This is a genomic window from Aeromonas rivipollensis, from assembly GCF_037811135.1.
Lineage (GTDB): Bacteria > Pseudomonadota > Gammaproteobacteria > Enterobacterales > Aeromonadaceae > Aeromonas > Aeromonas rivipollensis.
Genome location: NZ_CP149130.1, coordinates 3,952,411 through 3,979,341 on the forward strand (window position 1 = coordinate 3,952,411; position 26,931 = coordinate 3,979,341).

Annotated in this window: 21 protein-coding genes and 7 tRNA genes; 8 read left to right on the forward strand and 20 right to left on the reverse strand. The window is 61.1% G+C overall.

Annotation, left to right across the window (positions count from 1 at the left end; all coding sequences use genetic code 11):
- Positions 1-12 precede the first annotated feature (12 nt).
- The 5 genes from deoA to WIR04_RS18005 all read right to left on the reverse strand — a co-directional run bounded on the left by deoA (position 13) and on the right by WIR04_RS18005 (position 5,161).
- Complete coding sequence (deoA, locus tag WIR04_RS17985; RefSeq protein ID WP_338888743.1) at positions 13-1,344, reverse strand: thymidine phosphorylase; 1,332 nt, start codon at positions 1,342-1,344, stop codon at positions 13-15.
- 83 nt (positions 1,345-1,427) lie between these two features.
- Positions 1,428-2,201, reverse strand: coding sequence for a deoxyribose-phosphate aldolase (gene deoC / locus WIR04_RS17990; protein ID WP_338888744.1), 774 nt, complete (start codon positions 2,199-2,201; stop codon positions 1,428-1,430).
- Positions 2,202-2,591: 390 nt separating this feature from the next.
- Positions 2,592-2,762: a XapX domain-containing protein gene (locus WIR04_RS17995; protein WP_005332215.1), complete on the reverse strand. Its 171-nt coding sequence runs from the start codon at positions 2,760-2,762 to the stop codon at positions 2,592-2,594.
- 123 nt (positions 2,763-2,885) lie between these two features.
- Positions 2,886-4,160, reverse strand: coding sequence for a NupC/NupG family nucleoside CNT transporter (locus WIR04_RS18000; protein ID WP_025325639.1), 1,275 nt, complete (start codon positions 4,158-4,160; stop codon positions 2,886-2,888).
- Positions 4,161-4,369: 209 nt separating this feature from the next.
- Positions 4,370-5,161 (reverse strand): TatD family hydrolase, encoded by a 792-nt coding sequence (locus WIR04_RS18005; protein ID WP_338888747.1) that lies wholly within the window; start codon positions 5,159-5,161, stop codon positions 4,370-4,372.
- Between the two features lie 40 nt (positions 5,162-5,201).
- Here WIR04_RS18005 and tppF point away from each other — a divergent pair, with 40 nt between their 5' ends.
- Complete coding sequence (tppF, locus tag WIR04_RS18010; RefSeq protein WP_338888749.1) at positions 5,202-5,816, forward strand: type IVa pilus pseudopilin TppF; 615 nt, start codon at positions 5,202-5,204, stop codon at positions 5,814-5,816.
- Here tppF and WIR04_RS18015 read toward each other — a convergent pair.
- From WIR04_RS18015 to WIR04_RS18030, 4 genes are all read right to left on the reverse strand, one after another.
- Positions 5,785-5,967 carry a hypothetical protein gene (locus tag WIR04_RS18015; protein ID WP_338888751.1) on the reverse strand — a complete coding sequence of 61 codons (183 nt, stop codon included), beginning with the start codon at positions 5,965-5,967 and terminating at the stop codon, positions 5,785-5,787. The two genes, tppF and WIR04_RS18015, sit on opposite strands and share 32 nt — an antisense overlap.
- A 295-nt stretch (positions 5,968-6,262) precedes the next feature.
- The gene (rlmD, locus tag WIR04_RS18020; protein WP_338888753.1) at positions 6,263-7,615 is read right to left on the reverse strand and encodes a 23S rRNA (uracil(1939)-C(5))-methyltransferase RlmD; all 1,353 of its coding nucleotides are present in this window, start codon (positions 7,613-7,615) and stop codon (positions 6,263-6,265) included.
- A gap of 233 nt (positions 7,616-7,848) precedes the next feature.
- Positions 7,849-9,276: an ammonium transporter gene (gene amt / locus WIR04_RS18025; RefSeq protein ID WP_338888755.1), complete on the reverse strand. Its 1,428-nt coding sequence runs from the start codon at positions 9,274-9,276 to the stop codon at positions 7,849-7,851.
- Between the two features lie 571 nt (positions 9,277-9,847).
- A tRNA-Leu gene (locus WIR04_RS18030) sits at positions 9,848-9,932 on the reverse strand.
- 142 nt (positions 9,933-10,074) lie between these two features.
- On the opposite strand from WIR04_RS18030, the gene WIR04_RS18035 reads away from it, so the two are divergent.
- Entirely contained in the window at positions 10,075-10,593 is a 519-nt protein-coding gene (locus WIR04_RS18035; protein ID WP_162520007.1) for an RDD family protein, read from the forward strand.
- A 176-nt stretch (positions 10,594-10,769) separates the two neighbouring features.
- On the opposite strand, the gene lptG is transcribed toward WIR04_RS18035, so the two are convergent.
- Together lptG and lptF are read right to left on the reverse strand one after the other, a co-directional pair.
- The gene (gene lptG / locus WIR04_RS18040) at positions 10,770-11,840 is read right to left on the reverse strand and encodes an LPS export ABC transporter permease LptG (RefSeq protein ID WP_307766613.1); all 1,071 of its coding nucleotides are present in this window, start codon (positions 11,838-11,840) and stop codon (positions 10,770-10,772) included.
- A 25-nt stretch (positions 11,841-11,865) separates the two neighbouring features.
- Positions 11,866-12,978, reverse strand: coding sequence for an LPS export ABC transporter permease LptF (gene lptF, locus WIR04_RS18045; protein WP_025325631.1), 1,113 nt, complete (start codon positions 12,976-12,978; stop codon positions 11,866-11,868).
- Between the two features lie 172 nt (positions 12,979-13,150).
- Between lptF and pepA the strand changes: the two genes are divergently transcribed.
- The 6 genes from pepA (at position 13,151) to pbpG (ending at position 21,469) form a co-directional block, all read left to right on the forward strand.
- The gene (pepA, locus tag WIR04_RS18050; RefSeq protein WP_338888758.1) at positions 13,151-14,662 is read left to right on the forward strand and encodes a leucyl aminopeptidase; all 1,512 of its coding nucleotides are present in this window, start codon (positions 13,151-13,153) and stop codon (positions 14,660-14,662) included.
- A 249-nt stretch (positions 14,663-14,911) separates the two neighbouring features.
- A complete protein-coding gene (locus tag WIR04_RS18055; RefSeq protein ID WP_025325629.1) occupies positions 14,912-15,367 on the forward strand; it encodes a DNA polymerase III subunit chi in 456 nt (151 codons plus the stop codon).
- Positions 15,368-15,432: 65 nt separating this feature from the next.
- Entirely contained in the window at positions 15,433-18,285 is a 2,853-nt protein-coding gene (locus WIR04_RS18060) for a valine--tRNA ligase (protein WP_338888761.1), read from the forward strand.
- A 243-nt stretch (positions 18,286-18,528) separates the two neighbouring features.
- Positions 18,529-19,821, forward strand: coding sequence for a hemolysin family protein (locus WIR04_RS18065; RefSeq protein WP_338888763.1), 1,293 nt, complete (start codon positions 18,529-18,531; stop codon positions 19,819-19,821).
- Positions 19,822-19,839: 18 nt separating this feature from the next.
- Positions 19,840-20,505: a DedA family protein gene (locus tag WIR04_RS18070; RefSeq protein ID WP_338888765.1), complete on the forward strand. Its 666-nt coding sequence runs from the start codon at positions 19,840-19,842 to the stop codon at positions 20,503-20,505.
- A gap of 136 nt (positions 20,506-20,641) precedes the next feature.
- Positions 20,642-21,469: a D-alanyl-D-alanine endopeptidase gene (gene pbpG / locus WIR04_RS18075; RefSeq protein ID WP_025325625.1), complete on the forward strand. Its 828-nt coding sequence runs from the start codon at positions 20,642-20,644 to the stop codon at positions 21,467-21,469.
- Between the two features lie 379 nt (positions 21,470-21,848).
- On the opposite strand, the gene WIR04_RS18080 is transcribed toward pbpG, so the two are convergent.
- The 9 genes from WIR04_RS18080 to alaS all read right to left on the reverse strand — a co-directional run bounded on the left by WIR04_RS18080 (position 21,849) and on the right by alaS (position 26,889).
- A tRNA-Arg gene (locus tag WIR04_RS18080) sits at positions 21,849-21,925 on the reverse strand.
- A 25-nt stretch (positions 21,926-21,950) separates the two neighbouring features.
- Positions 21,951-22,027 (reverse strand) — tRNA-Arg (locus WIR04_RS18085).
- 26 nt (positions 22,028-22,053) lie between these two features.
- Positions 22,054-22,130: transfer RNA gene (locus tag WIR04_RS18090), tRNA-Arg, on the reverse strand.
- A 26-nt stretch (positions 22,131-22,156) separates the two neighbouring features.
- Positions 22,157-22,233 (reverse strand) — tRNA-Arg (locus tag WIR04_RS18095).
- A 98-nt stretch (positions 22,234-22,331) separates the two neighbouring features.
- Positions 22,332-22,408, reverse strand: a tRNA-Arg gene (locus WIR04_RS18100).
- A 4-nt stretch (positions 22,409-22,412) separates the two neighbouring features.
- Positions 22,413-22,505: transfer RNA gene (locus WIR04_RS18105), tRNA-Ser, on the reverse strand.
- Between the two features lie 213 nt (positions 22,506-22,718).
- Positions 22,719-22,907, reverse strand: a complete 189-nt coding sequence (csrA, locus tag WIR04_RS18110) for a carbon storage regulator CsrA (protein WP_005315760.1) — start codon at positions 22,905-22,907, stop codon at positions 22,719-22,721.
- A 93-nt stretch (positions 22,908-23,000) separates the two neighbouring features.
- Positions 23,001-24,248, reverse strand: a complete 1,248-nt coding sequence (locus WIR04_RS18115) for an aspartate kinase (protein ID WP_025325624.1) — start codon at positions 24,246-24,248, stop codon at positions 23,001-23,003.
- A gap of 16 nt (positions 24,249-24,264) precedes the next feature.
- Complete coding sequence (gene alaS / locus WIR04_RS18120) at positions 24,265-26,889, reverse strand: alanine--tRNA ligase (protein ID WP_338888769.1); 2,625 nt, start codon at positions 26,887-26,889, stop codon at positions 24,265-24,267.
- Between the last annotated feature and the right edge of the window lie 42 nt (positions 26,890-26,931).

Below are 26,931 nucleotides of genomic sequence, written 5' to 3' on the forward strand. Positions count from 1 at the left end.
GTCTTCCCCTTGTTACAAATCGGCCAGACCGATGCGACGGTAAACCTCGGGCAGTGCCTCTGGTCGGGTGTCACCGATCTTGACGGCTGCCTGCACCATGCGGGCGGCCTCGGCAAATTGAGCTTCTGTCTGAGCGTGGATCAGCGCGAGCGGCTTGTCAGCCTCGACGCTCTGCCCCAGGCGGATAAAGTCGGTCAGACCGACCGCATAATCGAGTTTGTCCCCGGCGGCGCGGCGACCACCGCCCATGGCGACCACGGCCAGGCCCAGTTCACGGGTATCCATGGCGGTCACGAAACCGCTCTGCACCGCATACACGGGGCGAACGATGGCTGTCTTGGGCAGGTAAGCGTCGTAGCGCTCCATGAAGTCTGCCGGGCCACCGAGGCCGGTCACCATGCGACCGAAGATCTCGGCAGCCTTGCCGTTGTCCAGCACCGCCTGCAGCTTGGCACGGGCGTCCTGCTCGTCGCTCGCAAGCCCTGCGGAGATCAGCATCTCGGCGCACAGCGCCAGGGTCACTTCGTGGATGCGCGGGTTGCGATACTCGCCGGTCAGGTAGCGCACCGCCTCGCGTACTTCGACCCCGTTGCCGGCGCTGGAGGCCAGCACCTGGTTCATGTCGGTCAGCAGCGCAGAGGTGCGGCAGCCGGCACCATTGGCCACGGCCACTATGCTCTTGGCCAGCTCTTCGGAGGCTTCGAAGGTCGGCATAAAGGCACCTGAGCCCACTTTCACGTCCATCACCAGGGCTTCGAGCCCGGAGGCGAGCTTCTTGGAGAGGATGGAGCCGGTGATCATGGCGATGGACTCGACGGTGGCGGTGATGTCCCGTACCGCATAGATACGCTTGTCCGCCGGGGCCAGATCGCCGGTCTGACCGATGATGGCCACGCCAGCTTCTTTCACCACCTTCAGGAAGCGATCGTTGTCGACCGAGGTCTGGTAGCCGGGGATGGCGTCCAGCTTGTCCAGGGTACCGCCGGTGTGGCCCAGGCCACGGCCGGAGATCATGGGCACGAAGCCACCGCAGGCGGCGACCATGGGGCCCAGCATCAGGGAGACGACATCACCCACGCCACCGGTGGAGTGTTTGTCGACGATGGGGCCACCCAGATTGAGGTGATCCCAGGTCAGCACCATGCCGGAGTCGCGCATGGCGCAGGTCAGGGCGACCCGCTCATCCATGGTCATGTCCTTGAAGTAGACCGCCATGGCCAGGGCCGCAATCTGGCCCTCGCCGATGCTGTTGTTGGTAATGCCCTGGACGAAGAATTGAATCTCTTGGGTACTGAGCGCTTCACCGTTGCGCTTCTTGCGAATAATTTCTTGAGGCAAAAACATCTTTCATTCCCTCCGTGCTTCACGCACGAACACAGACCGAACCGGATCCGAAGAGGGGGCGGCAGGCCGCCCCCTGTCAACGCTTAGTAACCGCTGGTATTGGCCGGCTTGTCGCCGTGGCCCAGGGTCGCCAGCAGGCTGGCCAGCAGGCTGGAGGCGCCGAAGCGGAAGGTGCGCGGGGAGACCCAGTCCTTGCCCAGGATCTCTTCGGCCATGGCCAGGTACTGACCGGCAACGGCTGCGTCTTTCACGCCACCAGCAGGCTTGAAGCCCACCTTCGGGTTCTTGGCCTTGATCACTTCCATCATGATGTGGGCCGCTTCCGGGGTCGCATTGACCGGCACCTTGCCGGTGGAGGTCTTGATGAAGTCGGCACCGGCATCGATGGAGATCTCGGAGGCGCGACGGATCAGCGCTTCTTCCTTCAACTCGCCGGTCTCGATGATCACTTTCAGCAGCGCCTTGTCGCCACAGGCTTCCTTACAAGCTTTGACCAGATCGAAGCCGACCTGTTCATTGCCGGCCATGAAGGCGCGGTACGGGAACACCACGTCCACTTCATCGGCACCGTAGGCCACGGCAGCACGGGTCTCGGCCACGGCGATCTCGATGTCGTCGTTGCCATGGGGGAAGTTGGTCACGGTCGCGATGCGCACGTCGGCGGCGCCGATCTCACGCAGGGTCTTGCGAGCAATAGGGATGAAACGGGGATAGATGCAGACGGCGGCGGTGAGGCCGGCCGGGGACTTGGCCTTGCGGCACAGGTCGATGACCTTCTGATCGGTGTCGTCATCGTTCAGGGTGGTCAGGTCCATCAGGTTCAGGGCGCGTTGGGCGGCCAATTTCAGATCAGTCATGCTATGTCTCCAAAGTCTCGATTAGTCCCATCACCCGCGACCCGCCTCCACCGAACACACAGGATCGGCAAGGGAAGATCCCGGACAAACGGGATATGGAATTACAGCGCAGATGCACAGGCAATACGGCTGCAAATAAGGCAAGAGCCCTGTCACTTTCTTACAAAAGTGCGGACTTGGTTCCATGAAGACTTGAGAAAGGCCGACAACCGCAGACCCGACTTCCCAATCAATTCCATTTGACCGCCAACACCCACCTCATGTGGGCATTAGTCAATGCCAGCACCCTGCTGGCATCGCCTATTTCAGCCGAGATACCCCGTGTTTGCAAGCCGGATTTGCCAATTTCAGAGGTACCTCACACCCGGCAAATTCAGCACTGGAAGGTGCTTAAGAGAAGAAGCGGGTCAGGATCCAGGAGTAGGCAATCCCCCCCAGATAGACCCCCACAATCCCCATTACCCCGGACAGTACGGGAGGTGCCGGGATCGGCAACTTGAGGAAAGAAAACAACACGCCAACGATAAAGCCGGCGGCAATCGCCAGTAGCACTTCATTCATAAAACCTCCGATTTGACTCATTTTATTATTAGTCTAGAAAGGAAAACGGTTGTCACCGCCCCAAACGAGAACGCCACAGCTTTTCGCTGTGGCGCTCGTTTTAACTTGTCTGTCAGACAAGTATTACATGGCTGTCAGTGCCAGGAAGAAGCCTGCGATGGTGGCAGACATCAGGTTGGACAGAGAGCCGGCCAGCACGGCCTTCAGACCGAACTTGGCGATGGTGCCGCGACGGTTCGGTGCCATGGAGCCCAGACCACCCAGCAGGATGGCAACGGAGGACAGGTTGGCGAAGCCGCACAGGGCGAAGGAGATGATGGCCTTGGTGTGCTCGGACATGGCAACACCGTTGATCAGCACTTCATCCTTCAGGTAGGGGGCGAAGTTCAGGTAAGCCACGAACTCGTTCACCACCAGCTTCTGACCGATGAAGGAACCAGCCACCACGGCTTCGCTCCAGGGCACACCGATCAGGAAGGCCAGCGGGGAGAACAGCCAACCCAGCAGCAGTTCCAGGGAGAGCTCAGGCATGCCGAACCAGCCACCCACGCCGGAGAAGATGCCGTTGATCATGGCGATAAGGCCGATGAAGGCCAGCAGCATGGCACCCACGTTCAGGGCCAGTTGCAGACCGGCGGAGGCACCGGCAGCGGCGGCGTCGATCACGTTGGCAGGCTTGTCGTCCAGATCGCCATCGGCGGAGTTCTCGTCGTAGCTCGGGGTCTCGGTTTCCGGTACCAGCAGCTTGGCGAACAGCAGACCACCCGGGGCAGCCATGAAGGAGGCGGCGATCAGGTATTCCATCTTGACGCCCATGGAGGCGTAACCGGCCAGCACGGAACCGGCAACGGAGGCCAGGCCACCACACATGACGGCGAACAGCTCGGAGTCGGTCATCTTGGAGATGAAGGGGCGCACCACCAGCGGGGCTTCAGTCTGGCCGACGAAGATGTTGGCAGTGGCTGACAGGGACTCGGTACGGGAGGTACCCAGCACCTTCTGCAGACCGCCACCCAGCAGCTTGATTACCCACTGCATGATGCCGAGGTAATAGAGAACCGCAATCAGGGAAGAGAAGAAGATGATGACGGGCAGGACACGGAAGGCGAAGATGAAACCACCGCCACCGAACACTTCGAACATCTTGTTGCTGACCAGACCACCGAACAGGAATTCGATGCCGTTCTGACCATAACCGATGACGCTGGAGACGGCGTCGGACACGCTCACCAGAATATCCCGGCCAACCGGGACGTACAGCACGAAGGCACCCAGACCTGCCTGAATGGCAAAGGCACCGCCCACGGTACGGATTTTGATTGCCTTGCGATTGCTGGAGAACAGCACCGCGATAAGGATGAGCGTCGCCATCCCTACCAGACCCATTATCAGATTCATTATTAACACTTCCTCTTTTGTAGCACCGGCCAGCTTGTTAACGTTTTGTGTATGAAAGCCGCTAATCAAGGGTGCGCATTATACTAATTACGGTGCGACAAAATAGAATACTGGTCACATTTTATAAGCCTGAAATGGGCTGAACGTCGTTTAATTAGACCGCAAACGATTTTTATGGGTCCAGTTTTTTATCACACCGGCATCGGTCGTTAATCATCTGTTAAATTCGTGGTCGACCGCGGGAAAAGCCGCAGAGTGGATTCATGTAACACCGAAATAACATCAGCCAGCGGTTGCTGCCGCAATTGCGCCAACAGTCGGGCTATGGTCGGCAGGCTGGCCGGGGTATTGATCTCCCCCTGGTGCCCCTGCAGCGGCATGTCGGGGGCGTCGGTTTCCAGCAGCAGGGCCTCCAGCGGCATGGCACGGATCGCCTCCCGGGTCTTGTTGGCCCGCTCATAGCTGATGACCCCTCCTATTCCCAGCCTGAAACCCAGTTGCCAGAACGCCTCGGCCTGATGCAGGGAGCCGCTGAAGGCGTGGATCACGCCCCCCCTCGCCGGTTTGAAGCGCCGCAGGATCTTGGCGATAGTGTCGTTGGCCCGCACCGAGTGGACTATGAGGGGCAGATCATGGGCCATGGCCAGCCTGATCTGCGCCTCGAACAGCGCGATCTGCCCCTCCTGGGGCACCTGGGTGCGCAAGTCCAGCCCGCATTCGCCGATGGCCACCAGCCCCCGGGGCTTGCCCGCCAGCAGAGCCTCCAGCCGTGCCAGCGCCCCCTCCGTCTGGGCCCCCACATACCAGGGATGCACCCCCAGGCCATAACGAATGCCGTGATGACGCTCGGCCAACGCCATCACCCGCCCCCAGTTTTCCTCTCCCACGGCGGGGATGATATACTCGCCCACCCCCAGCTGGCGCCACTGGGCCAGCAATGCCTCCCGATCGTCATCGAAGACCGGAAAATCGAGGTGGCAGTGGGTGTCTATCAGTTCCATGTCGCGCTTACCTGTTTGTCGTACTCAATGGGTTGATTCCATGCCAAAACACCTTTCCCACGGCTTTACCTTGCTAGAACTGGTGCTGGTCATCGTGGTGCTGGCCATACTCGCAGTCACCGCCCTGCCCCGCTTCATCAACATCCAGGACGATGCCCTCAAGAGCAGCGTCTCGGCGACCGCGGGCAGTTTTGCCAGCGCCGTGCAACTCGCCCATGCAGGCTGGGCGGTCAAGGTGAAGGGAGAGCCGCTGGCACTCTATAACTTTAGCGGCATGGGCAGGCAGGATCTCGACATCAACAGCCACGGCTGGCCGGTGGGCACCAAGGAGGATCAGGGAGGTCAGGGCCCGGATGCCGTCTTCCCCGGTGGCGACAGCGATCAGATCTCCGTCAGCAGCCGGGATGACTGCGAGAGCCTGTTCGGCGCCCTGCTCGATACCGATCTGACGGCGGCCGATGAACTCGATAAAGACTCAAAGAGTGATTACATCTCCCGGCTTATCCCGGCAGACGGGCAGGCTGATGGCACGCTTCGCCACGACAACTGCCGCTACGCCCTGCGCGACTCCATTGGCCGCTTCCCGGCCTACCCTGAGGGTCTCTCTTTCGACTACAACAGCGTCAACGGCGCCGTGACGCGCAATTTTGATTGAGTGGCGAGGCATCGCCCTCCGACGTCGGCTCCTCCTGCTCGTCTTCGTCATAACGCACCGGCGCGCAGCAGCGCCGGTTCTCGGGCACCAGGCCCCACTCCTGACACCAGGCATCGTAGCGAGCCAGCCAACGCAGCAACACGCCTTTCATAAGACCCCTCCTTGCCTGCTTCACTCTCCTGACACCGCCTGCCCCGGGGCCCCTCACCGGGCCAATGCCATGGATCGGCGGCATCCAAACCTTCGGCCAAACGTATATATCTCAGGCTCCCAACCTCTTGGCCAGCCGCTGGCAGCCATAAAAAAACGACTCCATTTGGAGTCGTTTTATCAGAGCCATCTGGCTAATGCCATTGATTCCTTGGCCGGCAGGCTCAGGCAGGCAACGGTCTCGACGCGCATGGCGTGGAGGAGGAACATGTCAATCTCTCCGCACCAATGCCCGATCAGGCTTGCGCCGGCAGGCTCAGGCGGGCGACTGCTTCCACGTGCATGGAGTGCGGGAACATGTCCACCGGCTGCACCTCGTCCAGCACGAAGCCCTGCTTGACCAGCCAGGCGAGATCCCGGGCCAGGGTCTGGGGGTTGCAGGAGACATAGACCAGACGACGCGGCGCCATGGCGACCAGGGTCTGCAGCACCGCCTTGTCACAACCCTTGCGGGGCGGATCCATCACCACCACGTCGGCGGTCACGCCCTGGGCGTGCAGCTCGGGCATCAATTGTTCGGCCTTGCCCACGTGGAATTCGGTGTGCTCTATGCCGTTCAGGGCGGCGTTGCGGCGGGCATCGGAGATGGCGCTCTCCACCGACTCGATGCCCACCACCTTGGCGGCCTTGCCAGCCAGGAACAGGGAGATGGTGCCGATGCCGCAATAGATGTCGAACACCGTCTCGTTGCCGGTCAGCTCGCTGTATTCCAGCGCCTTGGAGTAGAGCACATCGGTCTGGCTCGGGTTGTTCTGGAAGAAGGAGAGGGGCGAGATCTCGAATTCGAGCTCGTGGATCTTGTCGCGGATCACCCCTTCCCCCAGCAACACGCGGTTGCTCGTTCCCAGGATGCGGTTGGTGCGCTCATCGTTGATGTTCTGCACCAGGGTCGTGACCGGCAGATCGCTCAGGGCGGTCAGCAGCTCGGCTTCGAAGGGCAGCGCCTCGCCCAGGGTCACCAGCACCACCATCAGCTCGCCGCTCTTGAAGCCCTTGCGGGTCATCAGGTTGCGCACGCAGCCGGTGTGGGCCACCTCGTCATAGGCGGCAATGTCGTGCTCGCGCATCCAGCCACGCACCCGGGCATTGAGCTCCACATGCAGGGAGTCCTGCACCGCGCAGTCGTCGGCGGTGATGAGATCGTGGGAGTGCTTGCGGTAGAAGCCTATTTCGGCGCCGGCCTCGCTGCCACGCACGGCGTACTGCGCCTTGTTGCGGTAGGCGAACGGGCTGTCCATGCCGAGGATGCGGTTGACCTGGGTCTCACCCAGGCCGACCTGTTCCAGCGCGCTCTGCACCAGGGATTGTTTCAGTTTGAGCTGGGCCGGATAGGCCAGCGGGCGCACCTGGCAGCCGCCGCACTCGGTGTTGGGGCAGAAATCGGGAACCCTGTCGGCGGACGGCTGGGTCAGCTCGACCAGCTTGCCGTGCAGATAGTTCGGCTTGACCTCGGTCAACTCGACCATCGCCTGCTCACCGGGCAGCAGACCCTCGACAAACAGGGGGCGATCGAACAGGCGACCCTTGCCATCCCCCTTGTCGGTCAGTTCCTGAATATCGATCTGATGTTGGTGTCCCACTAACGGCATGAGCGGCTCCGAAGGCATAGAAGAAAGGGTGGAAGCAGGGCTGACCCGGCTACCCCAAATAAAGGGTGGCAGAGTTTAGCGGAGATCCGGCCAAATTGCAGGCATAAAACATCCCTTGAAGGAAATAACAACGGCGGGATCTGGGGACTCTGGATGGGTGGCGCCTCATGGGTCGCCATAAAAAAACCGCCGGACAAGGCCGGCGGCAGGTGGTCAACGGTAGCCTGAGGGGATCACAGGCTGTAGGCTTTCTCCCCATGACTGGTGACGTCCAGCCCTTCCCGCTCGGCATCTTCCTTGACCCGCAGGCCAATCAGCAGATCCACCAGCTTGTAGGCCACGGCGGAGACCAGGGCAGTCCATGCCACCGTCACCAGCACACCTATGACCTGGATCTTCACCTGGGTCAGGATGGAGTAGCCCTCGGCCACCTGATTGGTCACATAGTCCCACACCCCGGTGCCACCCAGATCCGGGCTGGCGAACACCCCGGTCAGCACGGCTCCCAGGATACCGCACACCCCGTGCAGGCCGAACACGTCCAGGCTGTCATCGGCCCCCAGCAGGCGCTTGAGACCATGCACGCCCCACAGACCGGCCACGCCGCTCAGCAGACCTATGATGAGGGCACCACCGACACCAACGAAACCGGCGGCGGGAGTGATGGCCACCAGGCCCGCCACCGCACCGGACACGGCGCCCAGCAGGGAGGGGCGACCCTTCATCACCCATTCGGCCAAGGTCCAGGAGAGCGCGGCACCGGCCGGCGCCAGCCAGGTGTTGACGAAGGCCAGGGCGGCCGTGCCGTTGGCTTCCAGCGCGGAGCCGGCGTTGAAGCCGAACCAGCCGAACCAGAGCAGGGCGGCCCCTATCATGGTCATGGTCAGGCTGTGGGGGGCCATGGGATCACGACCGTAGCCAACCCGCTTGCCGACCATGAAGGCACCGACCAGACCGGCAACCGCCGCGTTGATGTGCACCACAGTGCCGCCGGCGAAATCGAGGGCGCCGTGCTGGAACAGATAGCCTGCGGTGGCACCGGCAGCCTCGGCGGCGGCGGCATCCATGTAGGCATCCGGACCGGCCCAGTACCACACCATATGCGCCATCGGAATGTAGGCGAAGGTGAACCAGATCACGGCGAACAGCAACACGGCAGAGAACTTCATCCGCTCGGCGAAGGCACCGACGATGAGTCCGCAGGTGATGGCGGCAAAGGCCCCCTGGAACACCACATAGATGAACTCGCTGATCCCCACCCCCTTGCTGAAGGTGGCGGCAATCGACTCAGGCGTCACCCCGACCAGCAGCAGCTTGTCGAAGGAACCGTAGAAGGCCCCGCCCTCGGTGAAGGTCAGCGAATAGCCGTAGATGACCCAGAGCACAGTGATCAGGCAGAACAGAGTGAACACCTGCATCAGCACGCTCAGCATGTTCTTGGCACGCACCAGGCCACCGTAGAACAGGGCCAGCCCCGGGATGGACATCAGGATCACCAGGGCGGACGCCAGCATCAGCCAGGTGTTGTCCCCCTTGTTGATGGTCAGGGTCGCGGCAGCCTGCACCACCTCGGCCTGCGCGGCCACCTCTTCTGCCCAACCTGGGGCGGCCATGGTGGCGCCCAGCGCCAGCAGACCAGTCATTACGAGTCTCTTGAACATACAGCCCTCTCCTTGTCGTCCCGGCGCCCGGCCGGGTACATTTCCTGATATGAATGTCAAACTTGGCCACTTGCACGCATCGTCACATCCAGCTTGCCCACCCCCTCGGGCATGACTCGGCGGGCTCTTCATGGCGACCTGGCTTATCTAAAGCATAAAGCAGGCCAAAAAATATAACCCTTTGTTTTCAATTAGTTGCATTTGATTGCGATATTTAATGCACCATATTGGCGCATCCTGCCCACTATCAGTAAAGGGGGCGCACTTCGGCTGTGCAGCGCCGGGCAACTGCACCAAGATGGCACCTGGGCATGCCAAACGGGGAGGACACCGGGGCAACGGGGGCCTGCTGGCCCTCAAGTTCATTTATTGAACAAATGAAAGATGCGTTTGCATTAAATAATCAAATGATGACAGCGGGGGAACTTACCCATCCGAGGGGAAGGAGGGGATCACAGCAGGTGATGCAGCGCCTGATCTGGCCTGTGCCCACAGAACATCGACTGATGGGCCGCGAACACAGAAAAACGAAAGGCCATCCGCGAGGATGGCCTTTTGTCATGGAATCTGATGGTGCCCGGGGTCGGACTCGAACCGACACGTCTTGCAACGGCGGATTTTGAATCCGCTGCGTCTACCGATTTCGCCACCCGGGCAACTGCGAGGGATTATACGAATGGCGTTTTGCCATGCAAGGTGTTTTTCTTGCGCGGCCACCGTTTGCTCAATTATTCAACGCCTTGCCGATGTTCGGCCAGTTACATAGAATGCCCGCATCATATTAATGGAATAATCATCATGGCCAAGCGCAAGACCCCCTCCTCTCTCCAGCCTCCCCCCCAGCACCAGCACCCTTCGGCCGGCCTGCTGCGGCGCCTGGGTGCCCTGCTCTATGACTACCTGGTGGTCATCGCCTTGCTGATCATCGCCGGTTTCATCGGCATGGGGGTGGCGTACCTGCTGCTGGCTACCGGGATGGCGACAGTCCCGGAGGGCAAGGATGCGGCCTGGCTGCTCACCAGCCCTCTCTACAGCGCCTGGCTCGCCCTGGTGATCTGCGGCTTCTACACCTGGTTCTGGACCCGCGCCGGCCAGACCATCGGCATGCGTGCCTGGCGTCTGCGCATCCAGAATCTGGACGGCAGTAACATTCGTATCACCCAGGCCCTGATCCGGCTCGCGACCTCGGCCTTCGGCCTCGGCAACCTGATGTGCGTGTTCAATCGCGAGCGGCCCCGCGCCTTCCAGGACATCTGGGCCGAGTGTGAAGTGGTGGTGCTGAGCAAGCAGGAGAACCTGGAGCAGCTAAACAAGTGACCCAGTGAGTACGAGATGAGAAACAAGAAGGGCACCCAGTGGGTGCCCTTCTTGTTGGCCAATACAGGCCGCTACTGCTTGCGGCTCAGGATATAGAAGGAGATGCCGCCAAACAGCAGTCTGGGGGCTATGGCCGCCAGCATAGGGTTGGCACCGCCGCACTTCTCCTTCTCTAGCTACTGCTTGCGGCTCAGGATATAGAAGGAGATGCCGCCAAACAGCAGACTGGGGGCGATGGCCGCAAGGATGGGCGGCACCGCATACACCAGGCTGACGGGGCCGAATACCCGATCGCTCACATAGACGGCGAAGCCGGTCATGATCCCCATCAGCATCCTGGCCCCCATGCTCACCGAGCGCAGCGGGCCGAAGATGAAGGAAGAGGCGAGCAAAATCATGGCCACCACGGAGAGCGGTGACAGCAGCTTGCGCCACATCTCCAGTTTGTAGCGCCCGGCATCCTGCTTGTTGGCATCCAGATAGCCGATGTAGTCCCGCAGTCCCGAGATGGGCAGGTTCTCGGGGTCTATGCTCACCACCCCCAGCTGTTTGGGGGTCAGCTCCGAGCTCCACTCCAGCTGAGCATGTTTCTCGTCCAGGATCTGCTTGGGATCGTCGAAACGGGTGATGTGTACCTGCTTGAGCAGCCAGTGATGCTGCTCGAACACCCCCTCCTGCGCCTGGACCACATCGATCAGATTGCGGGACGGGGTGAAACGATACAGGGTAATGCCGGTGAGGGCGCCATCGTTGCGCACCCCGTTGATGTTGACGAAGTTGTTGCCATCCCGCGCCCAGACCCCGTAGGCCGAGACGGTCAGCCGCCCTTCCGACATGGCGCCCGCCTTGATGTCATCCGCCATCCGCTTGGCGGCCGGGGCCACGTATTCGCCCATCAGGCCTACCAGCAGCATCAGAGGGATCGCCGTCTTGAGCGCCGCCATGACGATGCTGATCTTGGAGCGGCCCGATGCCTGCATCACCACCAGCTCCGAGCTGGTGGCCAGCTGGCCGAGACCGATGAGGCCCCCCAGCAAAGCCGCCAGGGGGAAGAAGAGCACCGCCTCCTTGGGCATGGAGAGCAGCACGAAGTAGAGGGCATTGAGCATGTCGTAGTTGCCCTCCCCCACGGCCTTGAGCTGCTCCACATACTTGATCAGCGCCGCCAGCCCGACCAGGGTCAGTTCGCACAGCAGGATCGACATAAAGATGACCCGACCGATGTATCTATCGAGAATGCCAAACATCAGCAGAAACTCCCAGGTTGCAGCATCATGCTGACTTGCCTTTGACAAAGTGACTCTTGATCCCGTTCCACCAGCTGGTGCCCTGCAGGTTGAGCGGCACCCCGATCAGCAGCAGATAGACCAGCGGCACCAGGAACATGCCGGGCCAGTGGGGCAGACGCCCGCTGTCGATGGCCGAACGGGCGGCGCTGAGCAGCAGGAAATAGGAGAGATAGAGCAGTATGGCCGGCAGCAGCTTGGCATAGCGCCCCTGGCGGGGGTTGACCCGGGCCAATGGCACCACCAGGAAGGTGAGCACCAGGATGGAGAAGGGCAGCGACAGGCGCCACTGCAACTCGGCCATCAGCTGGTTGTCCTGGGTGCCGAGCAACTCCAGGGTCGGCTTGGCCGCCGCCTTGCGATTGGATCGCTCCATCTCCTGCTGACGGATCACCAGGCTGTATTCGCTGAAATCGGAGACCTGGAACTGCTTGCCGGTGAACTGGCCCTCGTAGCGGGAGCCATCCTTCAGGGTCAGCCACTGCAAACCGTTGCTGTCGGCCGTCACCTGTCCCTCGTTGGCCACCACCACTGAAGGGGGCGAGCCCCCTTCGGCCCGCTGCAGCACGAAGATCTTCTGCAACTCGGAGCCCTTGTCGTTCAGATCCTGGATGTAGGCCACCAGGCGCCCCTTGTCGAGCTCCATGAAGCGACCGGCCTGCAGGAAGGAGATACCCGGATCGGCCTTGAACTCGTCGATCACCTGGTACTCGCGCTCCTTGGCCTGGGGGGCTATCCAGCCGGTGTTGAAGGCCGCCACTGCGGCCGTCAGCAGCGCCAGCAGCAGGGCGCTGCCCATCACGAAGCGGTGGCTGAAGCCCACCGCATGCATCACCGTCATCTCGCTTTCCGCATACAAACGACCGTGAGCAAACAGAATGGCTAAAAACAGACTGATAGGCAGCATCAACAGGGCCATATTCGGCAGGTTGAGCAGCAGCAGGGTGGAAACCAGGCGCGTCGGCACCTCGCCATCGGCGGCGTCGCCGATGATCTGGATAAATTGCTGGCTGACGAAGATAAGCAGCAGTACGAACAGCACCGCCAGCTGGGTTTTCAGGGTCTCCCTGAACAAATATCGGAAAACGATCACAGTCATTCCCAAGTAAACTTGTGTTTTTAGTCGAATGCCTGAAAAATAGGGCCCTATATTGGATTTTTACCAGTTTGAACTGCGGAGCCTGTGGCTGTTCGCTCCGCCTCTGATACCCCAACAAGCACCGCATTATTCAATAAATGGTGCCTTTTGTCTTTAGGATGTAGGAGATTCCATGGAGTTCAGTGTAAAGAGTGGCAGTCCTGAGAAGCAACGCAGCGCCTGCGTCGTGGTCGGCGTATTTGAGCCTCGCCGCCTCTCTCCGGTTGCCGAACAGCTGGACAAGATCAGCGACGGCTACCTCAGCTCGCTGCTGCGCCGCGGCGATCTGGAAGGCAAACCAGGCCAGATGCTGTTGCTGCATCAAGTACCGGGCGTGCTCAGCGAGCGCGTACTGCTGGTCGGTTGCGGCAAGGAGCGGGAACTCGACGAACGCCAGTACAAGCAGATCATCAACAAGACCATCACCACCCTGAACGAGACCGGGTCCATGGAAGCCGTCTGCTTCCTGACCGAGCTGCACGTCAAGGGCCGGGATACCTACTGGAAGGTGCGTCAGGCGGTGGAAACCACCAAGGCGGGCCTCTACAGCTTCGATCAGTTCAAGACCAACAAGGCCGAGCCGCGCCGCCCGTTGCGCAAGCTGGTCTTCAACGTGCCGACGCGTCGGGAACTGACCATAGGCGAGCGCGCCATCACCCACGGCCTGGCCGTGGCCAAAGGGGTGCGCATCTGCCGCGACGTGGCGAACATGCCGCCCAACGTCTGCAATCCGGCCTACCTCGCCTCCCAGGCCCGCCGTCTGGCGGATGCCTATGAGAACATCACCACCAAGGTGATCGGCGAGCAGGAGATGGCCGAACTCGGCATGAACTCCTACCTGGCGGTGGCCCGCGGCTCCGAGAACGAAGCCATGATGGCCATCATAGAGTACAAGGGCAACGCCGATGCCAAGCCCATAGTACTGGTGGGCAAGGGGCTGACCTTCGACTCCGGCGGCATCTCCATCAAGCCGGCGGACGGCATGGACGAGATGAAGTACGACATGGGCGGCGCCGCCTCCGTGCTCGGCACCATGCACGCCCTGGCCCAGTTGCAACTGCCGATCAACGTCATAGGCGTGCTGGCGGGCTGCGAGAACATGCCGGGCGGTAACGCCTATCGCCCCGGTGACATCCTCACCACCATGTCCGGCCAGACCGTCGAGGTGCTCAACACCGACGCCGAAGGCCGCCTGGTGCTGTGCGATGCCCTCACCTATGTGGACCGCTACGATCCCGAGACCGTCATCGACGTGGCGACCCTGACCGGCGCCTGCATCATCGCCCTGGGTCACCACACCTCGGGTCTGCTGGCAAACCACAACCCCCTGGCCCACGAGCTGCTCAACGCCTCCGAGCAGGCCGGCGATCGCGCCTGGCGCCTGCCGCTGTTCGACGAGTATCAAGAGCAGCTGGAGAGCCCGTTTGCCGACATGGCCAACATTGGCGGCCGTCCGGCCGGCACCATCACGGCCGCCGCCTTCCTGTCGCGCTTCACCAAGAAGTACAACTGGGCCCACCTGGACATCGCAGGGACCGCCTGGAAGAGCGGCAAGGATAAAGGCTCCACCGGTCGCCCCGTGCCCCTGCTGACCCAGTTCCTGCTCAATCGAGCTGGCGTGGCAGACGTTGAGGATAAAGAGTAAAACCATCCTTGCCCGACAGTCCGTTGCCCCTGCCGAGCCAGCATTTTCCTGCTCAATCGAGCCGGCGTGGCGGACGTCGAAGAGAAGGAGTAACCCCTCTCTTCGGATGCCCGCATCAGGGGAGTGGTACCACAAGGAAGAGGCCTGCCTCTTCCTTGTTTCATTGAGAGAATCCGGGAAGAGCGTGCCAGACACGGCTCCCCGCAGACGGCCAATCGCTGTCCGTCACAGCCAAACGGGACCAACCTGATGAGCCAAGTGACCTTTTACCTGATGAGTGAGCCGGACGACGCTCAGGCGTCTGCGGTCGAACGCCTCGCCTGCCAGCTGGCGGCCGATGGCTGGAGTGCCGGCCACCTCTATCTGTTTTGCAACGACGAGGCCCAGGCCCTGCGCCTGGACGAGCTCTTGTGGCAACTGCCACCGGATCGTTTCGTGCCGCACCAGTTGCAGGGGGAGAGCGGCCAGGCCCCGGTGGAGATAGGCCATCAGCCGCCGAAACGGCGCTATGCCCGCCTCATCAACCTGGCCGAGCAGACACCTTTGTTTGCAGGACACTTCGCTCAAGTGGTAGATTTTGTCCCCACTGACGAAACGCAAAAGCAGCAAGCCCGCGAGCGCTACAAGCACTATCGCCAGGCGGGCCACACCCTCGAGATGAGGGATCAGCCCGTCCTTGCCGCACCGGATCCGGCGCAGCCCTGACTACGCCACCCTCGATCCACGACGACTCAACACCAGACTCCATCCATCCAGAATACGGCGAGACCATGGAAAAGACTTTTAATCACAACGCCATCGAACAGGCGCTCTATCAGCACTGGGAAGCCCAGGGTTACTTCAAGCCCCACGGCGACACCAGCAAAGACTCCTTCTGCATCATGATCCCGCCGCCGAACGTCACCGGCAGCCTGCACATGGGTCACGCCTTCCAGCAGACCCTGATGGACACCCTGATCCGTTACAACCGCATGCAGGGCAAGAACACCCTGTGGCAGGCGGGCACCGACCACGCCGGTATCGCCACCCAGATGGTGGTTGAGCGCAAGATCGCCGCCGAAGAGGGCAAGACCCGTCACGACTACGGCCGTGATGCCTTCATCGACAAGATCTGGCAGTGGAAGGAAGAGTCCGGCGGCACCATCACCCGCCAGATGCGCCGCCTCGGCGACTCCGTGGACTGGGAGCGCGAGCGCTTCACCATGGATGAGGGCCTCTCCGCTGCCGTGCAGGAAGTCTTCGTCCGTCTCTACGAAGATGGTCTGATGTACCGCGGCAAGCGTCTGGTGAACTGGGATCCCAAGCTCAACACCGCCATATCCGATCTGGAAGTGGAAAACCGCGAGATCAAGGGCCACATGTGGCACCTGCGCTATCCGCTGGCCAACGGCGCCAAGACTGCCGAGGGCCAGGATCACCTGATCGTCGCCACCACTCGTCCGGAAACCATGCTGGGTGACACCGCGGTCGCAGTGAACCCGGAAGACCCGCGCTACAAGGCGCTGATCGGCCAGCACATACTGCTGCCGCTGGTGAATCGCCTGATCCCCATCGTCGCCGACGAACACGCCGACATGGAGAAGGGCACCGGCTGCGTGAAGATCACCCCGGCCCACGACTTCAACGACAACGAAGTGGGCAAGCGCCACAACCTGCCGATGATCAACATCTTCACCCTGGACGCCCACGTGCGCGCCGAGGCCGAAGTGGTCGACACCAACGGCAACCCCAGCACCGCCTATGACGCCGCCCTGCCGAGCGAGTTCGCCGGGATGGAGCGCTTCGCCGCCCGCAAGGCCATCGTCGCCAAGCTGGACGAGCTGGGCCTCCTGGCCGAAATCAAGGATCACGTGCTGCAACAGCCCTACGGCGATCGCGGCGGCGTGCCCATCGAGCCGATGCTGACCGACCAGTGGTACGTGCGCGTGGCGCCGATGGCCAAGACCGCCATCGAAGCGGTGGAAGATGGCCGCATCCAGTTCGTGCCCAAGCAGTACGAGAACATGTACTTCTCCTGGATGCGCGACATTCAGGACTGGTGCGTCTCCCGGCAGCTGTGGTGGGGTCACCGCATCCCGGCCTGGTATGACGACGCCGGCAATGTCTACGTGGGCCGTGACGAGGCGGAAGTGCGTGCCAAGCACAGCATCCCGTCCGTGACAGTGCTGCGTCAGGACGAAGACGTGCTCGACACCTGGTTCAGCTCCGCCCTCTGGACCTTCTCCACCCTGGGCTGGCCGAACAACACAGAGGCGCTCAAGACCTTCCACCCGACCGACGTGCTGATGAGCGGCTTCGACATCATCTTCTTCTGGATTGCCCGGATGATCATGATGACCATGCACTTCATCAAGGATGAAAACGGCCAGCCGCAAGTCCCGTTCAAGACCGTCTACATCACCGGCTTGATCCGTGACGAAGAAGGCCAGAAGATGTCCAAGTCCAAGGGCAACGTGCTGGATCCCCTCGACATGATCGACGGCATCTCCCTGGAAGATCTGCTGGAGAAGCGCACCGGCAACATGATGCAGCCGCAGATGGCCGAGAAGATCGGCAAGCGCACCGCCAAGCAGTTCCCGGAAGGGATCGAGGCCCACGGCACCGACGCCCTGCGCTTCACCCTGGCGGCGCTGGCCTCTACCGGTCGTGACATCAACTGGGACATGAATCGCCTGGACGGCTACAACAACTTCTGCAACAAGCTGTGGAACGCCTCCCGCTACGTGTTGATGAACACCGAAGATCAGGATTGCGGTCTGCACGGTGGCGAGATGCAGTTCAGCCTGGCGGATCGCTGGATCCAGTCCCAGCTGCAGGTGGCCATCCGTGACTTCCGTACCGCCCTCGATACCTACCGCTTCGATATCGCGGCCGGTGTGCTGTACGAATTTATCTGGAACCAGTTCTGCGACTGGTATCTGGAGCTGACCAAGCCGGTGCTGGGCAAGGGCTCAGAGGCCGAGCAGCGTGCCACCCGTCACACCCTGGTGACAGTGCTGGAAACCCTGCTGCGTCTGGCGCACCCCATCATCCCGTTCATCACCGAGACCATCTGGAAGTCGGTGGCCCCGCTGGCCGGTGTCAACGCTGACACCATCATGCTGCAGGCCTTCCCTGAGTTCGATGCCGCCAAGGTAGACGATGCCGCCATGGCGGATCAGGAGTGGGTGAAGGAGTTTATCGTCGGCATCCGCAACATCCGCGCCGAGATGAACGTGGCGCCGAGCGTGGCCCTGAACGTGCTGCTCAAGTGCGATGGCAAGGACGCCCAGCGCGCCGGTGACAACGAGGCCTTCCTCAAGTCCCTGGCCCGTCTGGAGTCCATCCGCGTGCTGGCGGACGGTGAAGTGGCTCCCCTGTCGGTGAAGAAGCTGATCGGTGCCACCGAGCTGATGATCCCCATGGCCGGTCTCATCGACAAGGAAGCCGAACTGGCCCGTCTGGCCAAAGAGGTTGCCCGTCTGGTGGGCGAATGTGGCCGCATCGAAGGCAAGCTCGGCAACGAGGCCTTCGTGGCCAAGGCGCCGGACGCGGTCATCGCCAAAGAGCGCGAGAAGCTGGAAGATTACCGTCTCCAGCTGACCAAGCTGGAAGCCCAGCAGGCCGAGATCGCGGCGCTCTAAGTGCCCATCGCCAGTCCAAAAAGCCCCCGACTATCGGGGGCTTTTCATTTTCCGCCCCCGAATGACAAGCCCGTTTATATAGTCCCGCTGCCAGTCTGACGACGAGTCCGTTCAGGGCTGATGCCCTCTTGTCATGGATGGAATTGAAAAATTCACGGGCCAAATCACCTCCTTTCACAAGCGTATCGCCCGCAAATTCATTACACTGCCAGCGATCTTTTCTACCGGGAGTGCTGCTGCAGTATGGAAATATTGATCCTGCTTGGATTGATTTTGCTCAATGGCGTCTTCGCCATGTCGGAAATCGCCATCGTCACCGCACGCAAGGCCCGTCTCAGCAAGATGGCCAGCGAGGGGAGCCGCTCTGCCGCCATCGCCCTCAAGCTGGGGGAGAATCCGACCCATTTCCTCTCCGCCGTCCAGATCGGCATCACCAGCATAGGCCTGCTCAACGGCATCTACGGTGAGTCCCTGCTGGCCCAGCCCTTCGCCCAGTGGTTGCAGGAGTGGGGCCTCTCTCCCAAGAGCAGCAGCCTGCTCGCCACCGTAATCGTCGTAGTGCTGGTGACCTACCTCTCCATCGTGGTGGGGGAACTGGTGCCCAAGCGCCTCGGTCAGCTCAGTGCCGAGCGCATCGCCTGCCTGGTGGCCCGCCCCATGCTCTGGCTGGCGACCCTGACCCGTCCCTTCGTCTGGCTGCTGTCCGCCTCCACCCACGCCAGCCTGCGCCTGCTGCGGGTCGATCAGAACAACAGCAACAACGTCACCCAGGAAGAGATCCACGCCATGCTGGTGGAGGGCTCCGAAGCCGGCGTGATCGAAGACCACGAACACACCATGCTGCGCAACGTGTTCCGCCTCGACGAACGCAGCCTCTCCTCGCTGATGGTGCCCCGTAGCGACATCCGCTACCTGGATCTCTCCCTGCCGCTGGAGACCAACCTGCAGCGCCTGGTGGAGTATCGCCACAGCTTCTTCCCGGTCTGCGAAGGCAGCCTCTCTGATCTGGTGGGCATCCTCAACGTCAGCAAGGTGCTGCACGCCTACATCAAGGGGGAGCCCATCGATCTGGCGGCCCTCACCCAGGACGGCAGCCTGCTGCCGGAGACCCTCAACGGCCTGGAGCTGCTCAACCACTTCCGCGCCCACGCCGAACACATGGTGCTGGTGGTGGATGAATACGGCGAGCTGCAGGGGCTGGTCACCCAGCAGGATCTGCTGGAGACCCTGGCGGGCGACTTCCAGCAGGAAGACGGGGAAGACAACTGGGCCTTCCAGCGCGCCGATGGCAGCTGGCTGCTCGACGGCCTGATCCCGCTGCCGGAATTGAAGGACTGTCTGGAGCTGGTTCGCCTGCCGGAAGAAGAAAAACATCACTATCACACCCTCGGAGGGCTTATCATGCTGCTCCTTGGCCGCCTTCCCCAGACCGGAGACCTGGTCACCCTGGAACAGTGGCAACTGGAAATCGTGGATATGGACGGCCTGCGCATCGACAAGGTGCTTGCCATGCCCTTGACCGACCAACCCAGCTAACCTGCGGAGTTTGCATGTATGGAGCAGTTTTACCACCTGGCTCACGCCTTCATTAATCAGGATCTGGCGACCCTGTCCGACCCCAAGATGGTCTTCATGGTCTACATAGTCCTGCTGACCTTCCTGGTGCTGGAAAATGGCTTCATCCCGACCGCCTTCCTGCCCGGTGACACCCTGCTGATCCTGACCGGCGTGCTCATCTATCAGGGGGTACTGCCGCTCGCTGTCATCCCGCTGCTGATCCTGGCAACCTTCGTCGGCACCTGGTTCGGCTACATGCAGGGGCGCTTCCTCGGCCATACCCAGATGTACCACAGGCTGATGTCCCACCTGGATGAGAAGCACAAGGAGAAGGTGCACTACCTGCTCAACAAGTACGGCATCATCACCCTGATCACCGCCCGCTACATCGCCTTCGTGCGCACCGCCTACCCCTATATCGTCGGCGCCAACGAGATACCCCAGGGCCGCTTCCTGGTGGTGAACCTCATCAGCTCCATCATGTGGATCTGCCCCCTGGTCGGGCTGGGTTACTACCTGAGCCACACCAAGCTGGCCGCGCAGTATGAGTCCCAGTTCCTCAGCATCATCCTCTGCCTGCCGCTGGTACTGCTGGTCGGCGGCTTGATAGCGCTGGTCTGGCGCTGGCTGAGCAAACGCAAGGTCCACGTCTCCAGGGATTGAGATAAATCACAGGGGTCGCCGGCAGGCGGCCCTTTTTTATGGAAATAGTGACGAATTCCGCCTCCCCGCTCTTGTAAAGCGAGGGCAAAAATGAGTGAATCTAGCGCCTTTTTTCGCTGTGGATGGAGTCGGTTGTATGGGGTGTCGGATTCGCGCAATCGCGCTGGTATGTGGATTGATAGGACTGCTTGGCGCTCAGGCAGCCCTGGCGGCGCCCAACCCGGCCAAACTGCAAATCAAGTCGGGTAGTGCCCTGGTCATGGACATCAACACGGGCAAGACCCTCTATCAGAAGAACCCCGCCCAGGTGCGCCCCATCGCCTCCCTCACCAAGCTGATGACGGCACTGGTGGTGCTGGATGCCCGCCAGAACCTCAATCAGACCCTGACCATCGATCAGAACGACAGGGACAACATCAAGCACACCTACTCCCGGGTGCGTTTCGGTACCAAGGTGAGTCGTCGCGATGCCCTGCATCTGGCGCTGATGTCCTCCGAGAATCGCATGGCCTCCGCTCTGGCCCGCCACTACCCGGGTGGCCGCTCGGCCTTCATTCGCGCCATGAACAACAAGGCCAGGCAACTCGGCATGCGCAACAGCCGTTTCTACGACTCCACCGGCCTGTCGACCCGCAACGTCTCCACCGCCCGGGATCTCGCCAAGCTCATTGCCGCCGCCTATCGCCAGCCGCTGATCCGCCAGTTCAGCCAGGACACCAGCAAGGAGATGCGCTTCAGCACGCCGGCCTACAGCCTGATGTTCAACAACACCAACCCCCTGGTGAAGAACCCGGACTGGGACGTGCGTCTCTCCAAGACCGGCTACACCGACGAGGCGGGCCGCTGCCTGCTGATGCGCGCCAAGCCGGACCGCCAGGAGCTCGCCATAGTGCTGCTCAACTCGGTGGGCAAGCGCACCCCGATCGGCGATGCCAACCGCATTCGCAAGTGGCTGAAGAGCTGAGTGAACGATTCAAACAAAAAAGGATGCCTCGGCATCCTTTTTTGTTGCCCGCCAAAGGCCCCTGCCGGCCGCCAAGGCGTTTAACGTCCAGGGCCTGGATCCATGCCGCCCTCGTGATGTCAGCGGGCACAGAGCGCACCTGCTGCAGCGCCTCTGTGTGGCTGGAGGTGACATTGGGCGGGGGATGAGAAGACGCCGACTAGCAGGGCCCGATAGGGATCGAGGGAAGATAGGACGACGACGGAGAGTGCTGTGGCGGGAACGGCAAGGGTCGTTCAATGCGGCGGCACATCAACCGCCATCAGGGCAGCAGAGCCCAACGGCCGGGGGAATAGCGCCCATAAAAAAACAGCCCCGACCGAGGTCGAGGCTGTCTATATGGTGCGCCCGAGAGGATTCGAACCTCTGACCACCTGGTTCGTAGCCAGGTACTCTATCCAGCTGAGCTACGGGCGCTCATCAACTTTTGGTACTGCTAAAATGGTGCGCCCGAGAGGATTCGAACCTCTGACCACCTGGTTCGTAGCCAGGTACTCTATCCAGCTGAGCTACGGGCGCTCACAAACTTTTTGGTACTGCTAAAATGGTGCGCCCGAGAGGATTCGAACCTCTGACCACCTGGTTCGTAGCCAGGTACTCTATCCAGCTGAGCTACGGGCGCTCATAAATCTTTGATTTCACTTTAAATGGTGCGCCCGAGAGGATTCGAACCTCTGACCACCTGGTTCGTAGCCAGGTACTCTATCCAGCTGAGCTACGGGCGCCCTGATTTAAAGCGATAAAAAAAGCTTACTCAACAGTAAGCCTTTTCTAGCGTACCGACCTGCTGAAGATCGATACATGACTCATCGTGAGTCTAATATGGTGCGCCCGAGAGGATTCGAACCTCTGACCACCTGGTTCGTAGCCAGGTACTCTATCCAGCTGAGCTACGGGCGCAAAATGGCGGAGAAGGGGGGATTCGAACCCCCGATGCGGGTATAAGCCGCATACTCCCTTAGCAGGGGAGCGCCTTCAGCCTCTCGGCCACCTCTCCGTTTGCGGGGCTGATAATACTTCACAGGGATTTTTAGTCAAACACTTTTTTGGAGAAAACAGCGTGTTCGCTCAGCATTTGGTCAAAGCGTGGAATATTCAAGCAATATCGACACTTACCCCCTGCTTTCGGGCCCTGCAGGCCGATTTGCAGGGCCCGGAAAAACAAAAGGCGACACCTGAGATGTCGCCTTGAAGCTGCCAATGGGATGGCTTAGAAATTCGGTTGGCCCGGTACTTTCTCGGCCTGTATCCGCATGTAGATCTCTTCGCGGTGTACGGAGACCTCTTTGGGTGCGTTCACACCGATACGAACCTGGTTACCCTTAACGCCCAGCACGGTGACAGTCACTTCGTCACCGATCATCAGGGTTTCCCCTACACGACGAGTCAAAATAAGCATTCGCTTGCTCCTGTATCCTGTTTTGTATTTATATCGATATGCGCCATTATCTTACAAAGATACCGATATGGTAAATGGTTGAAACTAAATCAATCAGGGATTGTTCCCCAAGGGCTGCTCATGAGGCTCATTATCCAACCCGAACGCTGAGTGCAACGAACGCACGGCCAGCTCCAGGTACTTCTCGTCAATCACCACGGATATCTTGATTTCAGAGGTGGAAATCAACTGCATGTTGATCCCCTCCTCGCCCAATACCTTGAACATGGTGCGCGCGACCCCGGGATGATTCCACATGCCGACCCCGACGATGGAGACCTTGGCGATCTCCCCGTTGCCCTGCACACAGGCGGCCCCCAGCAGGGTGGCGGTCTCCTCCAGCAGGGCACGAGCCCGGCGATAGTCATCGCGATTCACAGTGAAAGTGAAGTCGGCGGTGCCATCCCCCATGGTGTTCTGCACTATCATGTCGACATCTATGTTGGCGTCGCTGATCGGATTCAGGATCTGCGCGGCCACCGTCGGCCTGTCCGGCACACCCAGAATGGTCAGGCTGGCCTCGTTGCGATTGAACGCAATGCCGGATACCAGGGGTGCTTCCATCCTCTCACCTCCATATGTGATTAAGGTTCCCTCTCCGTCGACAAAACTCGACAGCACCCGCAGCGGTACGCGGTACTTGCCCGCGAATTCCACCGAACGGATCTGCAGCACCTTGGCCCCCAGACTCGCCATCTCCAACATCTCCTCGAAGGTGATGGTGGAGAGGCGGCGTGCCTTGGGCTCGATGCGCGGATCCGTGGTATAGACCCCATCCACATCGGTAAAGATCTGGCATTCATCGGCCTTGATGGCCGCCGCCACGGCAACCGCCGTGGTGTCCGAACCACCTCGCCCCAGGGTGGTGATGGCGTTGTGCTCATCACGGCCCTGGAAGCCGGCGATCACCACCACCTTGCCCGCACCCAGCTCGGCCTGAACCTGCTCGGTGTCGATGTGGGTGATGCGCGCCTTGCCATGGGCGGAATCGGTGTGAATACGAACCTGATCACCGGTCATTGAGACCGCAGGACAACCCCGTTTGTTCAACGCGATGGCCAGCAGCGCTATGGTGACCTGTTCACCGGTCGAGACCAGCACATCCATCTCGCGCCGGTTGGCATCCGGATCCAGCTGCTGGGCCATGCCCAGCAACCGGTTTGTTTCGCCCGACATGGCGGACACGACCACCACCACATCATGCCCCTGGGCGCGGCTCAGCTGAACACGATCAGCTACCGCCTCGATCCGCTCCAGCGTGCCGACCGAGGTGCCGCCGTACTTCTGTACATAGAGTGCCACAGATCACCTCGCCCGTTTACAGGCGCTCTTCCAGCCAGGAGTGAATGGATTGCAGGGCCGCCGGCACCGCATCAGGCTGGGTACCACCCGCCTGGGCCATGTCAGGACGACCACCGCCCTTGCCACCCACCTGCTGGGCCACCAGGTTGACCAGCTCGCCGGCCTTCACCTTGGCAGTCAGATCGCTGGTCACGCCGGCGATCAGGTTGACCTTGTCCTCGCTGCTGGTTGCCAGCAGTACGACACCGGACTTCATCCGGTTCTTCAGCTCGTCCAGCATGCCGCGCAAGGACTTGGGATCGGCACCGTCCAGCGCCGCAATCAGCACCTTCTGGCCCTTGATCTCGATGACCTGGCTCAGCAGGTCGCTACCAGCCTGAGCGGCCAGCTTGGCCTTGAGCTGCTCCAGCTCGCGCTCCATCATCCTGGACTTGTCCAGCAGCTGGCGCACCTTGCTGCCGATGGAGAACTGGTCCCCTTTCACCAGGGCCGCAGCTTCTTCAAACTGCTCTGCCAGCTGGTGCATGAAATCGATGGCACCCTTGCCGGTTACCGCTTCGATGCGGCGCACCCCGGCGGCAACACCGCTCTCGGCGATGATCTTGAAGAAGCCGATGTCACCGGTACGCTTGGCGTGAGTACCGCCACACAGCTCAGTGGAGTAATCACCCATGCGCACGACACGCACGTCGTCTTCATACTTCTCGCCAAACAGCGCCATGGCGCCAGCGGACTTGGCCGCTTCCAGATCCATCACCTGGGTGACGACATCGTGGTTGGCCCGGATCTGGGCGTTGACCAGCTCCTCGACCCTGCGAATGGTCGCCATGGTCAGGCCTTCGAAGTGGGAGAAGTCGAAGCGCATGCGCTCCGCCCCGACCAGGGAGCCTTTCTGGGTCACGTGATCACCCAGCGCCTGACGCAGGGCCGCGTGCAACAGGTGGGTGACCGAGTGGTTGAGGGCCACGGCCTGACGGCGATCCCCGTCGACCACGGCTTCGACCTCGGCGCCCTTCTCCAGGGTACCCAGCTCCATATAACCCTTGTGAATGATGGCATTGCCCGCATACTGGGTGTCGGTCACGGCGAAGATGCCGTCATCCACTTTCAGAATGCCGCTGTCGCCCACCTGGCCACCGGATTCGGCGTAGAAGGGGGTCTCGGCCAGCACGATCACGGCTTCTTCACCGGCGATCAGCCCACTCACTTCGACAGCATCCTTGTAGATGCCGACCACCTGAGTCGTTTGGCTCAGTTGCTTGTAACCGGTAAATGGGGTCTCGAAATCGAGTTTCAACACCTCGTTGTAGTTCACACCGAAGCTGGAGGCCTCCTTCGCACGGGCGCGCTGCTTCTCCATCTCGGCCTTGAAGCCTTCCTCGTCGATACCGATCTCGCGCTCGCGGACCACGTCGGCGGTGAGATCTGCCGGGAAGCCGTAGGTGTCATACAGCTTGAACACCACCTCGCCCGGGATGACCTTGGCATCGCCCAGGTTCGCCAGCACCTCTTCGAGCAGCAGCAGGCCTCTGTCAAGGGTACGGACGAACTGCTCTTCCTCGATGCGCAGCACGCGCTCGACCAGCGGCAGCTGGGCGATGAGTTCGGCAGCCACGTCCTTCATCTGCACCGCCAGCTCGGCGGCCAGCTTGTAGAAGAAGATCTCGGTGGCACCCAGCTTGCGACCGTGGCGCACGGCGCGGCGGATGATGCGACGCAGCACATAGCCACGGCCTTCGTTGGAGGGCATGACGCCGTCAGCTACCAGGAAGGCGCAGGAGCGGATATGGTCGGCGATGACACGCAGGGACTGGTTGCTCAGATCCTCGGTGCCGACGATCTCTGCGGCCTTCTTGATCAGCGCCTGGAAGATGTCGATCTCGTAGTTGGAGTGCACGCCCTGCATGATGGCGGAGATACGCTCCAGGCCCATGCCGGTGTCCACGGATGGACGGGGCAGCGGCTCCATGGTGCCGTCAGCCTGACGGTTGAACTGCATGAAGACCACGTTCCAGATCTCGATGAAACGGTCACCGTCTTCCTCAGGCGAGCCGGGAGGGCCACCCCAGAGGTGATCGCCGTGGTCGTAGAAGATCTCGGTGCAGGGGCCGCAGGGACCGGTATCACCCATCTGCCAGAAGTTATCGGAGGCAAAGGCGGCACCCTTGTTGTCGCCGATACGCACGATGCGCTCGACCGGCACGCCGATCTCGTTTGCCCAGATATTGAAAGCTTCGTCGTCCGTTTCATAGACGGTCACCAGCAGGCGCTCTTTGGGCAGCTTGAGGGTACCGGTCAGGAATTCCCAGGCAAAACGGATGGCGTCCTGCTTGAAGTAGTCACCGAAGCTGAAGTTGCCCAGCATCTCGAAGAAGGTGTGGTGACGAGCGGTATAGCCGACGTTTTCCAGGTCATTGTGCTTGCCGCCGGCCCGCACACAGCGCTGGGCCGTGGTCGCGCGGTTGTAGGCACGCTTCTCTGCGCCAAGGAACACGTCCTTGAACTGGTTCATCCCTGCGTTGGTGAACAGCAAGGTCGGATCGTTGTGCGGCACCAGCGAGCTGGAGGAGACAACCTGGTGCCCCTGGGAGCGGAAATACTCGAGGAACGCTGCGCGTAACTCTGACGTGGACATATACATGGAAAATCCTGCTTGATTCGGATACGGACTTTTAATCGCAAT